The sequence below is a fragment of the Clostridium tetanomorphum genome (assembly GCF_017873215.1).
Taxonomy (GTDB): domain Bacteria; phylum Bacillota; class Clostridia; order Clostridiales; family Clostridiaceae; genus Clostridium_AO; species Clostridium_AO tetanomorphum.
The window spans coordinates 49243-63689 of the sequence record NZ_JAGGKA010000014.1 but is presented as its reverse complement, the minus strand read 5'-3'; the positions used below and the strand labels follow the sequence as shown (position 1 = coordinate 63689).

General features: G+C 27.8%; 18 protein-coding genes. 1 reads left to right on the top strand and 17 read right to left on the bottom strand.

All coding sequences use genetic code 11. The features are described 5' to 3' along the window. The 7 genes from J2Z24_RS13810 to J2Z24_RS13780 form a co-directional block, all read right to left on the bottom strand. Positions 1-528, bottom strand: coding sequence for a hypothetical protein (locus J2Z24_RS13810; RefSeq protein WP_035148525.1), 528 nt, complete (start codon positions 526-528; stop codon positions 1-3). A gap of 12 nt (positions 529-540) precedes the next feature. After that, the gene (gene coaD, locus J2Z24_RS13805) at positions 541-1023 is read right to left on the bottom strand and encodes a pantetheine-phosphate adenylyltransferase (RefSeq protein ID WP_035148523.1); all 483 of its coding nucleotides are present in this window, start codon (positions 1021-1023) and stop codon (positions 541-543) included. Between the two features lies 1 nt (position 1024). Beyond that, entirely contained in the window at positions 1025-1582 is a 558-nt protein-coding gene (rsmD, locus tag J2Z24_RS13800) for a 16S rRNA (guanine(966)-N(2))-methyltransferase RsmD (RefSeq protein WP_035148520.1), read from the bottom strand. Positions 1583-1712: 130 nt separating this feature from the next. Continuing rightward, entirely contained in the window at positions 1713-1937 is a 225-nt protein-coding gene (locus J2Z24_RS13795; protein WP_035148517.1) for a small, acid-soluble spore protein, alpha/beta type, read from the bottom strand. A gap of 125 nt (positions 1938-2062) precedes the next feature. After that, complete coding sequence (recG, locus tag J2Z24_RS13790) at positions 2063-4111, bottom strand: ATP-dependent DNA helicase RecG (RefSeq protein ID WP_035148514.1); 2049 nt, start codon at positions 4109-4111, stop codon at positions 2063-2065. Positions 4112-4169: 58 nt separating this feature from the next. Next, positions 4170-5819 (bottom strand): DAK2 domain-containing protein, encoded by a 1650-nt coding sequence (locus J2Z24_RS13785; RefSeq protein WP_035148512.1) that lies wholly within the window; start codon positions 5817-5819, stop codon positions 4170-4172. 14 nt (positions 5820-5833) lie between these two features. Further along, on the bottom strand, positions 5834-6184 hold the full coding sequence (locus J2Z24_RS13780; protein WP_035148511.1) for an Asp23/Gls24 family envelope stress response protein: 351 nt from the start codon (positions 6182-6184) through the stop codon (positions 5834-5836). 222 nt (positions 6185-6406) lie between these two features. Here J2Z24_RS13780 and rpmB point away from each other — a divergent pair, with 222 nt between their 5' ends. Beyond that, the gene (gene rpmB / locus J2Z24_RS13775) at positions 6407-6598 is read left to right on the top strand and encodes a 50S ribosomal protein L28 (protein WP_027623420.1); all 192 of its coding nucleotides are present in this window, start codon (positions 6407-6409) and stop codon (positions 6596-6598) included. A 112-nt stretch (positions 6599-6710) separates the two neighbouring features. Here the strand turns inward: rpmB and spoVM are convergent, their stop codons facing one another. The 10 genes from spoVM to rlmN all read right to left on the bottom strand — a co-directional run bounded on the left by spoVM (position 6711) and on the right by rlmN (position 14445). After that, complete coding sequence (gene spoVM, locus J2Z24_RS21960; protein ID WP_111947565.1) at positions 6711-6779, bottom strand: stage V sporulation protein SpoVM; 69 nt, start codon at positions 6777-6779, stop codon at positions 6711-6713. Between the two features lie 19 nt (positions 6780-6798). Next, positions 6799-6960, bottom strand: a complete 162-nt coding sequence (locus J2Z24_RS13765; RefSeq protein WP_173680263.1) for a hypothetical protein — start codon at positions 6958-6960, stop codon at positions 6799-6801. 88 nt (positions 6961-7048) lie between these two features. Then, complete coding sequence (locus tag J2Z24_RS13760) at positions 7049-7609, bottom strand: hypothetical protein (protein ID WP_035148508.1); 561 nt, start codon at positions 7607-7609, stop codon at positions 7049-7051. Positions 7610-7611: 2 nt separating this feature from the next. Further along, positions 7612-8430 (bottom strand): hypothetical protein, encoded by an 819-nt coding sequence (locus tag J2Z24_RS13755; RefSeq protein ID WP_035148505.1) that lies wholly within the window; start codon positions 8428-8430, stop codon positions 7612-7614. A 185-nt stretch (positions 8431-8615) separates the two neighbouring features. Then, positions 8616-9251 carry a thiamine diphosphokinase gene (locus tag J2Z24_RS13750; protein WP_035148503.1) on the bottom strand — a complete coding sequence of 212 codons (636 nt, stop codon included), beginning with the start codon at positions 9249-9251 and terminating at the stop codon, positions 8616-8618. Next, complete coding sequence (gene rpe / locus J2Z24_RS13745) at positions 9248-9901, bottom strand: ribulose-phosphate 3-epimerase (protein ID WP_035148500.1); 654 nt, start codon at positions 9899-9901, stop codon at positions 9248-9250. The genes J2Z24_RS13750 and rpe overlap by 4 nt, the downstream gene beginning before the upstream one ends. Continuing rightward, positions 9898-10764, bottom strand: a complete 867-nt coding sequence (rsgA, locus tag J2Z24_RS13740; RefSeq protein ID WP_035148497.1) for a ribosome small subunit-dependent GTPase A — start codon at positions 10762-10764, stop codon at positions 9898-9900. The genes rpe and rsgA overlap by 4 nt, the downstream gene beginning before the upstream one ends. Positions 10765-10815: 51 nt before the next feature. Further along, positions 10816-12672 carry a Stk1 family PASTA domain-containing Ser/Thr kinase gene (gene pknB, locus J2Z24_RS13735; RefSeq protein ID WP_035148496.1) on the bottom strand — a complete coding sequence of 619 codons (1857 nt, stop codon included), beginning with the start codon at positions 12670-12672 and terminating at the stop codon, positions 10816-10818. Continuing rightward, on the bottom strand, positions 12647-13393 hold the full coding sequence (locus J2Z24_RS13730; RefSeq protein WP_035148493.1) for a Stp1/IreP family PP2C-type Ser/Thr phosphatase: 747 nt from the start codon (positions 13391-13393) through the stop codon (positions 12647-12649). The genes pknB and J2Z24_RS13730 overlap by 26 nt, the downstream gene beginning before the upstream one ends. Before the next feature lie 14 nt (positions 13394-13407). Continuing rightward, positions 13408-14445 carry a dual-specificity RNA methyltransferase RlmN gene (gene rlmN, locus J2Z24_RS13725; protein ID WP_035148491.1) on the bottom strand — a complete coding sequence of 346 codons (1038 nt, stop codon included), beginning with the start codon at positions 14443-14445 and terminating at the stop codon, positions 13408-13410. Positions 14446-14447 lie beyond the last annotated feature (2 nt).

Below are 14447 nucleotides of genomic sequence, written 5' to 3'. Positions count from 1 at the left end.
TTACTTCTTCATATCCCTTAACTCTTTAATATTATCTCGTATAATTGACGAAGTGGAATTAACTTCTGAATTTATTTTAATTAAGAATTGTTCCATTTCGTCATGTAATTTATTTAGCATTCCTTCACTATTTTTAGTTATTTCTTTTTCAAGTCCAGAAAGTACTTCATCTGCATAATCTCTGGCACCTAATCTCATAACTTTAGCATCTCTTTGGGCAGAAGCAATTATTTCTTGAGCTCTTATTTTGGCTTCCTTTGTAATATCATGATTTTCTATTTTTCTTTTAATCAATTCTATATTTTCCTTTTTCATTGTTTCAGCTTCTTTTATTGCTTCTCCCAAAATTCTTTCTTTTTCTTCCAATATCCATTGAGCCTTTTTAAATTCCGGAGGAAGAAAATTTATTATTTTATCTATAACTTCCAAAACCTCTTTTTTATCCACCATAATTTTCCCTGTCATGGGAACTTTTCCCGAAGTTTCAATTATCTCTTGAAGATATTCTAATAATTTCATTACATCCATAGTTATATCCCCCTATTTATGTTCTATCTTATTCATTACATCATCTACTATAATATCAGGTACAAGTCCCTTTATACATCCGCCAAACATGGCAACTTGCTTTACTGATGAAGAACTTAAAAATGAATATTTAGCATTTGTCATCATAAATAAAGTTTCTATGTTTGGATTTAATTTTTTATTCATAAGAGCCATTTGAAATTCATATTCAAAATCAGATACTGCTCTAAGTCCCTTAATAATAACTTTTATATCCCTTTCATTCATAAAATCAACTAAAAGTCCACTAAAACTTTCAACTTTTACATTAGGAATGTCATTAGTTACTTCTTTTATAATTTCAACTCTTTCTTCTATAGCAAATAGTCCTTTTTTGTCTGGATTTACTAGTACTCCTACAATAACTTCATCAAATACCTTTGAAGCTCTCCTAATAATATCTAAATGTCCATTAGTAATAGGATCAAAGCTTCCTGGGTAAACAGCAATATTCATTTTAGTCCTCCTTATACCTGTAAAAACAGACTGTAGTATTTCCATATTTCCTATGATTTATCATTACAATTCTGTCTGTTCCATTATATAATTCCTCTGAAGAATCAATTTTAGTTACAATTAATCCATCTTTATCTAAAATATTATTTTGGTCAATGATCTCCATTGCTGGTGGAATCATATTTTTTGCATATGGAGGATCTATAAAAATAAGATCAAAACTTATCTGATTCTTTACAAAATATTTTAATGCTCCATAAGAATCTACATTTAAACATTTGCACTTATCTTCAAAGTTCAAATTCTTAACATTTTCTTGTAAATATTTGAATGTTTGGTCTCCTTTATCTATAAGATAACATTCCTTGGCTCCTCTACTTACTGCCTCTAAACCTAAACTCCCAGTCCCTGCAAATAAATCTAGTGCCTTAGTCCCATATACATTATGTTGTATTATATTAAATATATTTTCCTTTACTCTATCTAGAGTAGGTCTTGTTCCCATACCTTCTGGAGACAATATTTTTCTGCCTTTAGCAAGACCTGCGATAATTCTCATACTATTTCCTCCTTGAATTTTTTTCCTTTGGTATATACCTATAATATTTTAGCATATTTATCTCTTTTATACAAAGATATTTTACCATATACACAGCAACAAGGAAGGTAAAATACCTTCCTTGTTTTATTTAATCATCTTTATCAACAATATATCTTTGTGCCATTTCCGTCATTCTTTTTACCATAAATCCTCCCATAGTTCCATCTTCCCATGAAGTAATTCCTCTTAAGTATCCATTATTAATATATTCTGGATTTATATCATTGCCTACTTCATAATGCAACTTTTGTAAAGCTTTTTCATCTTTAGATATTGCTGTTTCATCATCCTTTAAATATTTTCCTTTATCCACGGCATAAACACCTCCGATTTTTACTTCTAGTAAAACATCGGTGTATAATTATATTCCCCATTATTCTATAGAAATACTCAAGTAATTATTTATAATTTTTCAATATAATATATAAAAATAGAGTTTTAATTAAAACAAATATATTTGGAATTATTATCTATTTTACATAAAATATATTTTATAATCTTTTTATCTTTTTCATCCTGACTACTTATAATCTTTTTGGCTTCTGAATTAGATTTTTTAAGTAAGTCTATATCCTCCATTATATCTGATAATATAAATCCTTCCTCTCCATGCTGTCTAAATCCAAATATCTCTCCACTACCTCTTATTTTCAAATCTTGTTCTGCTATATAAAACCCATCATTACTACTAACCATAGTCTCCATTCTCTTTTTAGTAATGGAATTTTTAATATCAGCTATAAGTATACAATAGGATTTTTCTCCTCCTCTTCCTACCCTTCCTCTTAACTGATGTAGTTGTGCAAGACCAAATCTCTCCGCATTTTCTATTATCATTAAAGTTGCATTTGGTACATTTATTCCTACTTCTATTACAGTAGTTGATATAAGAACTTTTATTTCATTGTTTTTAAATTTATTCATTATATCATTTTTTTCTTTTGGCTTCATTTTGCCATGTAATATGGCTATATCTATATCTCTAAAATATTTATTTTTTAACTCTTCATATAAAAATTGAACAGAAGTTAAATCTAAATCATTATTTTCATCTACTAATGGACAAACTATATAAACTTGTCTGCCTTTGTGTATTTCTTTTAAAGCAAAAGAATATACTCTTCCTTTTTCTTTTTTATTTATACAATACGTATCAATTTTTTGTCTTCCTGGAGGAAGTTCATCTATTATAGACACATCCAAATCTCCATATAAATATAATGCTAAAGTTCTTGGTATAGGTGTAGCAGTCATAACAAGAACATCTACACTAGTCCCTTTATTGAACAATTTGCTCCTTTGAATTACCCCAAATCTATGTTGTTCATCTGTTATTACAAAACCTAATTTATAAAACTCTACATCATCCTCTATTAACGCATGTGTCCCTATTATTATATCTATTTTTCCTTCTTTTAATTCTTTTTTTACTTGTTCCTTTTCTTTTTTAGGAGTACTTCCACTTAATAACCTTATATTTAAATTAAAGTCATTTAATATCTTACTTACTTCCTTATAATGCTGTTGTGCTAATATTTCAGTAGGTGCCATCAAAACTGCTTGATAACCATTTCTAACTACATTAAACATAGAAAGAATTCCAACTATAGTTTTTCCACTCCCTACATCTCCTTGAACTAGCCTATTCATTTGTATAGGTCTTTTACTATCTAAAAGTATCTCCCTTATTACTTTACTTTGTGAATTAGTAAGCTTAAAAGGTAATTTGTCTTTTAATTCTTTAAGTTCAGGTACTATATTAAAGGATATACCTTCTGTATTTATTTTTTTATATTCTTTAAGCATAAGTATTTTAAGAGAGTAGGTAAAAAGTTCTTGGAATTTTAGTCTTCTTCTTGCTTCGTAAAGAATTTCATTATTTATAGGATTATGTATATTTCTTATTCCTTTATCCAAAGAACAAAATCTATATTTTTCAATAATCCATTCAGGTAAATTTTCTTCTATTTCTATAAAGCTTAAAACTTTTTTTATTAACTTAGCAATTGTATTATTTTTAATATTCCCTCTTAATGGATATATAGGCATTATAGTTTCCTTTTTATTATTTAAATCTATATCTTTATCTTTTAATATTGTGGGATTAACTATAATTTTTTCTCCATTAAATATGTCTATTTTTCCTTTTAAAATGTAGCTTTTATTTATTCTAAAGTAATTTTTAATATAAGGTTGATTAAACCACTTACATTTAAATAAGCTATCATCTTTCTCAAATACTACTGTAGATAAAATCTTACCAGTCCTTGTTCTTATATCTTTTCTTATTTCTACTACATTCCCAAATAAAATAACCTCATCTCTTGATTTTACACTGTTTAAATCATTATATAACAAAACTTTCTTATAATCTCTAGGAAAGTATAATAGTAAATCCATTACTGTATAAATTCCACATTTATTTAAATCAGTTTCTGTTTTTGGTCCTACACCTTTTATACAGTTAATGTTACTGTACACATCCATAATATCACTCCAACGTTTCATAATTTAATATAGAATAAAAAAAGCCATATGGCTTTTTTTATTCTACAGATAAAATGAAATAATATAATGGTTGTTCTCCATTATAACATTGAATATCTAAATCTGTATATTTTTCTTCTAATTTTTCTACAAATTCATTAACCTTTTCTTCCTCAGCATCCTTACCATAAAAAATTGTTATAAGCTCACTATCTTCTGTAACCATATCTTCAATTAATTTCTCACAAAGCTGAAATAACCCTCTACCTATTTCTTTAATCTTCCCTTCTCTAAGTCCTAAAAAATCTCCTTCATTAATAACTTTGCCTTCCATCTCGGTATCTCTCACAGCATAAGTTACTGATGCAGAAGAAACATTTTTAATTGCTTCTTTCATAGTATCAACATTCTTTAAAACCTCAGCCTCTCCATTAAATGATGTAATAGCTGTTATTCCCTGTGGAATAGTTTTTGTTTCAATAACATACACGTTTTTATCTGACAATTCTGCGGCCTGTTTTGCTGCCATTATTATATTTTTGTTATTCGGTAAAACAAATACATTGTCTGCATTAATTTTATTTATGGCATTTAATATATCCTCTGTACTTGGATTCATTGTCTGTCCGCCTTCAATAACAAAGTCTACTCCTAAATCCTTAAATATATTAGTTATACCTTCTCCCAATGCCACAGCTACAAAAGCATATTCCTTTTTTTTCATAGATTCTTCTACTAAATCATTTACATCTTTCTCATCTTTCAGTGGATATTCATCCTCTAAAATGTGTCTATGCTGTTCTCTCATATTATCAATTTTAATTTTCGATAAAGGTCCTAACTTAATGGCTTTTGATAAAATTAATCCTGGATCATTAGTATGTATATGAACTTTTACTAATCCATCTCCACCTACAACTATCATGGAATCTCCATGAGGCTCTAAATCTTTTTTAAATCCTTCTAAATTAACTTTATCAGACATTATAAAAAACTCAGTACAATATCCAAACTTAATGTCTTGATTGCCTAAAGTTTTAGCAGCAGAAATGTTAGAACTTTTTTCTACTCCTTTATTTATAGTTAAAGAACTTAATCCTTTTTCTAATACTTCTTCCATTCCTTTAAGTATAATTAAAAGTCCAGCTCCACCAGCATCCACAACCTTTGCTTGCTTTAAAACTGGCAACATTTCCGGAGTTTTATTTAAAGTAACTTCACTTTCATCACATATATGCTTCATAAGTTCTGTAATGTTTTTAAAATTACTTTTTGCTGCTGCTTCTCCTGCTGATTTTATTACAGTTAAAATAGTTCCTTCTGTAGGTCTCATAACAGCTTTATAAGCTGATTTTGCACCTTCTACTATACTATTTCCAAATTCTTGTGCATTAACCTGAACCTTATCTTCTAATCCCTTAGCAATTCCTCTAAATATTTGTGATAAAATTACTCCCGAATTACCTCTTGCACCCATTAGCGCACCTTTAGCTAAACTTTTAGCAATTTTACCTATAGTTTCTTTTTCCATTCCTTGAATTTCTGTAACTGCAGATTTAAAAGTCATGGACATATTTGTTCCAGTGTCACCATCAGGAACAGGAAATACATTTAAAGCATTTACATACTCTTTTTCCTGTTCTAATTTATTGCTAGCGTTTATTGCCATGTTGTAAAAACACTGCCCATCAATCTTTAAGTATTCCATTGTAAGTTACCTCCTTAGACTCTAACCCCTTGAACATTCACTGTAATGCTTGAAACCTTCAATCCTGTATAAATTTCAACATTGTATCGTACCTTTTGTATTATATTACTTGCAATTACAGATATCTTCGTTCCATATTCTACTATTATATATAATTCTATATTTAATTTATTTTCCTTAGCATGAATTTTAACACCTTTGCTTAAATTTTCTCCTCTCAACAATTCCCATAATCCATCTGTAGCATTTTTAGAAGCCATTCCAACTACTCCATAGCATTCCATAGTTGATACTCCTATAATATTACCTAATACATCTTCAGAATAATTAATATATCCATAATCATTTGAAATGTTACCTATCATAATTTAACCCTCCTTATGCATAAAGCCTCAAACATATTTTATATTAAATATGGAATTTATTCAAGGAAATAAGAAAAATTGCTATAGTACTTTTGCCATAAGCATAAAGTATAATTGTCTTTTTTTATATTATACTTGCAAAATTTATATATTGTATGCTAAAATAATATAGGTCTAAATTGAGAGGATTTTACTCTTTTCAATATAAAGGAGGTGTTTTCGATGTCAAGAAAATGTGAAGTTTGTGGAAAAGGCGTTGTAGCTGGTGTACAATATAGTCACTCACACCGTCAATCAAAAAGAACATGGGCTCCAAACATAAAAAAGGTAAAAGCTATAGTTGAAGGAACACCTAAAACTATACATGTTTGCACAAGATGCCTACGTTCCGGTAAGGTACAGCGTGCTATATAATATAGGAAATGCAATTGCTAAACCAATTGCATTTTTTATTTAGCACATATAAAAGACATATGGTAGAAATAATTATTACTATATGTCTTTTATATTCATTATGTTATATTTTTTATTTTCTAAATATAATCTTAATAAGCGATGATAAAAATTTTGGTAATTTAATAGCAACAATCTTCATAAATATATCACCTCAATAATTATTTACAGTGTTTATTTAAATACCATCCTGCATAAATGAGTCCGCCACCTACAGCTATAATCCATCCCCATATTGGGATAATAAAAGTTATAATTATACCTGTGCCTATTGAAGCTATAATTAAGCCTATGTTTTTTTTGCATTTACACCATTTAGCCATATTATTATCCCCTCGTATCACTTATGCTAATATTATATGCAAACTTTTTAAAAGGGTGATTATCCATTAACAACAAATTGTAGTTAATTTATTCTTTTAACGATAATCTACATCTTCTAAATAATACTGCTAAATATATCATTATACCTAAATTTATCATTGCTAATATAGTAACAAAAATATTAAACTTTCTAGAAAAATTTAAAAAGAAGGGTATAGAATACATCATACATGTTGCTATAATAAAATAACTTTTCCATCCTATTTCAATACTATTCTTCAATTTCTCCATTCCTCTATCTATGGCAAGATAATATATCCCTTTACAAATAATGTAGATTAAATATATATTGATAATAGAAATTATTGAGCCAGTTATCATCCCAAAAATATTTATACTTTGAAACTGTTCTGATAAAAGGCTATCCTTACCAGTGTACACTATATCCTTTAATGTTAGAATAATTAAAATCATTGATGGTATTTTTCCTTTTTCATAAATTTCATGCTGTGAAATAAGTATATTTAATGCTGAGTATATAAGGATATACCCTACAAAATTTGGTAAAATATTAATATTTTCAAGATTTATATCAAAAATTATAAATATCATTCCCCAAAACAACCTATTATACCCTGAATCATACATTTTTAATTTATCTCCTTTTTATTTATTAAAGCCTTAATATTAATATTCTGTGGAGATTGAATCCTATATTTGGCAAAACAAGCAGTAAATCTTTTAGTTTTATTAGAATATTCATAAATAATATCTAATGGAACATCATATATATAATTTTTTCTTATATCATCTTTATTGAATTTAAAACTATAACTTACATTAAATTTATCTCCTTTTTTTAATTTCATAGGAAATTTGACATCCTTTAATAGAGTATCATTTATTTTAATTTTTATTATATCATTTATAATTTCAGGAAATCTTGACTCAACTCCATTTATTTTCATATCTCTTTCTAGCATAAGCGTACTTTCTCCAATATTATCACTACTTGAAGAAGCGCTTTCTGTATGAAAAAGTCTTTCATCTATTCTATCATCACATAAATATATGTTACCTATATCCACGTTCATATTCTTTCCATCTGAAAAATAAATTTCAGCCTTAGTAATTAATCTATTTTTATATTTTTCAATATCTTTTTCACTAATCCTTACAACTATACTTTTCATCCTATAATATATTCCATCATCATTATTATGGTATTCTCCCCAATCTATAAATTCTTCTCCAATTTCAGGTAACTTAATAGACACTATTTTTTCCTTTGAATTTATATTTTCAATATAAACCAATTTAAATCTATCTCTACCTTGACTAATACAGCAATAATGCTTTAAAAAAATAGGTTCTTTTAATATATGCTGCTTATAATAAAATATATTTCCTATCCATAAAATTACTAGTATTCCTATTCCTATAGTTACAACTTTTTTATTTAAATTCATTCATATCCCCCATGTTCCATAATTTATACCTCATATATAATTATATCATTAAACCATAAATTAATTATGATTAATTGTAAATTTATTACAAATATTAAATTTTATAAAAGGCTAGTGATAAAATGTATTTTACCATTAGCCTTTTATATAACAACTAATTTATATAAAAATTAAACTTTATTTTACTAGTCATTACTCTGAATTACAAAAAGCAATCCTTCTTTAAAATCTATATATGCTTTTTCATTCAACACCTCATTAGACACTCCTAAAGATTCTCCTAATTTCAAATTATAATTATTTAAAGGATACTTTGCTCCAGTTATAGTAATTCCCTTAACTACATCTCCATAACTAAGCAAAGAAAAATATTTATAATTTTTTCTTTCTATCCAAAGAGGTTTATCTACTAACCTTATTAGATTGTTATTATCTCTAATATAGGTTTGAACACCAAGTTTTAAACTTTCATACAATAATCCAATATTGCCTAGTAAATGATCTATTCTGCTTCCAGTACAAGCTAATAAGCTTATTTCCTTTGCCCCTAAATCTATAGCTTTTTGTAAAGCAGCATGAGAATCAGTAAAGTCTTTTTCTTCAGGAAATTTTTCAATAATTCCATTTAGCAATTTAAAATGTTCTAATACCTGTTTTTCTATAGAATCAAAATCTCCAACAATCAAATCAGGTTTTATTCCATATTGATAAAGAACATTTGCTCCTTTATCTGCTGAAATTATTATATCACATTTCTTCACTTCTTCTTCAATTATTGAAAAAGAAGGCGGATTCCCTCCTGAAACTATTAAAGCCTTCATTTTGCAGCCTCTTTTAAATTAAAAATATTTTCTTTTATATTTCCATTTTTAAATACTGCTGATCCTGCTACAATTAGTTCAGCACCACTTTCTGCCACTTCTTTTATATTATGTACATCTACCCCTCCATCTATTTCAATAAGAAGGTTTGTATTATATTTTTCTTTTAACTCTTTAACTTCTTTTATTTTGCTTGACGCATAACTTATATATTTTTGTCCACCAAATCCAGGATTTACAGACATTATTAAAACCATATCTAATGATGGAATTATATCTTTTATAACACTTACTGGAGTAGCTGGATTTAAAGCTACAGCAGCCTTTATTCCAAAACTTTTTATGTAATTTATTGTTCTATCTATATGTTTATCAGCCTCATAATGTACAGTAATTATATCTGCACCAGCTTTTACAAAGTCTTCTATATATCTTCCGGGTTCTTCAATCATTAAATGTACATCAAAAGGTAATTTTGTTATACTTCTGATACTTTTTATTATAGGTACTCCAAAAGATATATTAGGCACAAACATACCATCCATAACATCTATATGAATTACATCTGCATTGTTATTTTCTAACGCTTTAACTTCCTCTCCTAATTTTGAAAAATCTGCTGATAATATTGATGGTGCTATCTTTATCATCTGTTATTTCTCCCCTTTATCTTTTCTTCAATGATTTTAATATAAAAATCATATCTTTTTTTATTTATTTTACCTTCTTCCATGGCTTCTTTTACCATACATTTTGGTTCTTTGTAATGCAAGCAACCAGTAAACTTACATTGTCCTAAGTAATCTTCAAATTCCGGAAAGCATAATTGAACCTTTTCTTTTTCTATAAAATCTGTATTTAAAGAAGAGAATCCTGGAGTATCTACTAGAAATCCTCCTTCTATCTCTATAAGTTCACTATGCCTTGTAGTATGTTTTCCTCTTTTAAGTTTTTCACTAATATTTCCTGTTTCCATAACATTTCTTTTAGCTAAACTATTTAAAATAGTTGACTTTCCTACTCCTGATGGCCCACATAATACTGTAACATTATTCTTTAATCTTTCTCTTATTTTATCTATTCCTTCACCTGCTTTTGCATTTAGAAATAAAACTTCATACCCTGCTTCTTTAATCATAGCAACTATCTCTTCTTCTTCTGGATTCTTTAGCAAATCTGTTTTATTAAAACATACTACTACTTTTAATCTATTGTATTCGCAAAGCATTATAAATCTGTTTAACAAATCTTCATTTATATCTGGATTTCTTAAAGCAAACACCACTAAGGATTGAGTAACATTTGCTACTGCAGGTCTTATAAGCATATTTTCTCTTTCATAAATCTTATCTATGGTTCCCTTATCTCCACTTATATTAATTTCAACTCTATCACCTACCATAGGGGTAAGTTCACTATGTCTGAACTTCCCCCTTGCTTTGCATTCTATAATCTTGTCTTCCATCATTACATAATAAAATCCACCGATACCTTTTATAATAATTCCCTGCATATTTCCTCCTGGTTAAAATTTAAATTTACTGTTTCTAATCTTCTTTTCATTTCATCTGTTACCTTTGTTTTTATTACTATCATTATTATTCTGATCATTATTACCGCTGTTATTATTCTCACTATTATTTTCATTATTATTTTCTGTGTTATTTCCATTATCGCCGTTTTTATCTATATTTTCATCAGGGTTTGGATTCTCCTCTTCTTTATACACATAGTAGGTTATATTAACAGTGGTTCCTTCTTTAACTTGTGTAAGTGCTTCTATGTTTTGTTCAAATATCTTACCATCTAGAGTTTTATCTTTTGTATTTGCTGTTTTTTGCGCTCCTAATTTAAGGTTTGAATTTGCAAGTAAAGTTCTAGCTTCTTCTAAAGTTTTTCCATTTAAACTAGGTACAGTGGAATATTTTATTTCAGGTCCTTTACTTACCACCACATATATTGTTGATCCTTCTTCCACTTTATCTCCTTTGTTTGGATTTTGACTTATGATAGAATTTTTAGGTACATTATCATTATATTCATACTTAATATCATTTCCAATTTTTAAATTATATTTGCTTAAAATTTGCTTAGCTACTTCTAAATCTATTTCCTTTAAATCAGGCACTGCTGGTTTTTCTTTGCCAGAACTAAGTATAACTCTAATTTCACTATTTTGCTTAACTGAAGTTCCTACATTAGGGAAACAACTTATAACAGTTCCCTCTGGTTTATCATTTTCTTCTGTACCCCCCATTTGAAAAATCAATTTTTTTTCTTCAAGACGTTTAGTGGCTTCTTCTTTAGTCGCTCCTATTATATCAGGTACAACAACACTTTTAGCTGATGCACTAGGATTTAAGAATTTATTGTATATAACATATCCTGAAGCAGATCCTACTGCTAAAAATAAAATAACTGCAGTTATAAAAACTATTATATTTTTCTTTCTTTTATCCATAGGATTTTTCACATCTTCTTCATCGTCTTCTTCATAATCCTCTTCATCAAAAGATTTATTATTTAGTCTATCATTAACTTTTACCGCATCCATTACTCTTGTTCTATCGTCATCCAAATGTGAAAAATTTATATTTACATTTTCATTATTTTTAATTTTATTTAAATCTAATAATAATTCATCAGTATTTTGATATCTTCTTATAGGTTCTTTTTCAATAGATTTTAATATTATATTATTAAAACTATTTGAAAGAGATGGATTTAAATTTTTAGGTGGTATAACTTGCTCTTGAATATGTTTTAGAGCTACTGATACAGGACTTTCTGCATCATAAGGTACTTTCCCTGTAACCATTTCATACATAACAATACCTAATGAATAAATATCAGTTCTACAATCTACAAAACTCCCTTTTGCTTGTTCCGGTGAAAAATAATGAGCAGATCCCATTACCTTTGATGTATTAGTTATAGTAACAGAATTTGTGGCTTTAGCTATGCCAAAATCTGTTACTTTTACAAGTCCATTTTCTGTTACCAATATATTATGTGGCTTTATATCTCTATGTATAATATTATTTCTATGAGCGCATTGCAATGCTTTAGCAATTTGAATAGCAACATCTACTGCATCATCTATTTCTAATTTCCCTTTTTCACGTATAACTTCTTTTAAAGTTTTACCTTTTACATACTCCATTACAATGTAATTTATTCCATCTTGTGAACCTACATCATATATATTTACAATATTATTATCTGAGATGCTTGCTGCAGCTGTAGCTTCCCTTTTAAATTTTTCAACAAATTGTGCATCCTTAGAGAATTCTTCCTTTAAAATCTTAACTGCCACATATCTATTAAGTAAATGACATTTTGCTTTATATACTTCTGCCATGCCACCTTCACCGATTTTCTCTAAGAGTTCATATCTATTTCCTAGTAAAGTACCTATCATCTTTACACTCTCCTTCAAATACAATAACTGATATGTTATCTCTTCCACCATTCCTTTTACTCATATCTATAAGAAGTTTACAGGATTCCTTGTTACTATTTTTTATTATTATATCACACATTTCTTGAGGAGAAATATCATTTGTTAATCCATCCGTACATAATATTATTTTCTTAACATTGGCAAGTTCTAACTCAAAAGTATCTACCTGAACAAAAGAATTTGTTCCTAGTGCCCTTGTAATAATATTTTTATTTGGATGACTAACCGCCTCTTCCTCTGTTATACTTCCATTATCAACTAACTGCTGAACTAATGAATGATCTTTTGTGACTTTAATAATCTCATTTTGCAAATTTATTATATAACAACTACTATCTCCAACATTAGCTACCACCATTTTGTTATTTTTAATAATTGATGCAGTTACAGTAGTTCCCATTCCATTAAGTCCATCTTCTTTTTTAGATAAATTATATATTTTTTCATTAGCGTATATAATAGATTTCTCTATCTCATCTCGTATGCTCTCTATGTCTTTAGCATTTTTAAAATAATCTATAATAGTATCTACAGCTAATTTACTAGCAACTTCTCCTGCATTATGTCCTCCCATACCATCTGCAATTACATATACTCCTATATTTTCATCCTTATAATAACCAACAGAATCTTCGTTAATACTTCTGTAATTTCCTACATCTGAAAGTATACCCACCATAATATTACACCTCTTTAATTTTTATTTTTTTCTTCTATATAGCTTCTTCTTAGCTGACCACATGCAGCATCAATATCTGCTCCCATTTCTCTTCTTATAGTAGTTTGTATGCCTTTTTTTGTTAATATATTACTAAATTTTTTAATGTCTTCGGTGGATGATTTTTTTAAATTATTTTCTTTTATTTCATTTACAGGAATCAAATTCACATGGCATAATATTCCTTTTAAAAGTTTTCCTAATTTCTCTGCATTTTCTTCACTATCGTTTACTCCTTTTACAAGAGCATATTCAAAAGTTACCCTTCTGTTGGTTTTATCTATATAATATTTACATGCATTTATTAATTCTTCTAAACTATATTTTCTAGCAATAGGCATTATCTCTTTTCTCATATCATTATCTGATGCATGTAATGATATAGCTAAAGTTATTTGAAGATTTCTATCTGCTAATTCTAATATTTTATCAACTACTCCACAAGTTGATAAAGTTATATGTCTTTGTCCTATATTAAGACCATCAGGTGAATTTACGATTTCTAAAAATTTCATTACATTTTCAAAGTTATCTAAAGGCTCACCGCTCCCCATCATTACTATATTAGAAATCCTTTCACCTATATCATTTCCTGCTTTTAAGATTTGCCCTAGCATTTCACCTGCAGTAAGGTTTCTTACCATTCCTTCCAATGTGGAAGCACAAAATTTACATCCCATTTTGCATCCTACTTGAGTTGAAATACATATAGAGTTGCCATGTTTATATTTCATAACAACAGACTCTATTATATTTCCATCACTATACCTAAAAAGGAATTTAAAAGTATCTCCATCTTTTGATTTATATTTCTTAACTATATCAGGTATACTAAAATAAAAATTCTCGTTTAATTTATCTATAGTAGACTTAGATAAATTCTTCATACTATTAAAATTATAAACTCCTTTATATATCCAGTCAAACACCTGCTTTGCTCTAAAAGCACTTTCATTATTCTCTTTCATCCATATCTTTATCTCATCTAAAGTAAAATCTAATATATTCTTCATTA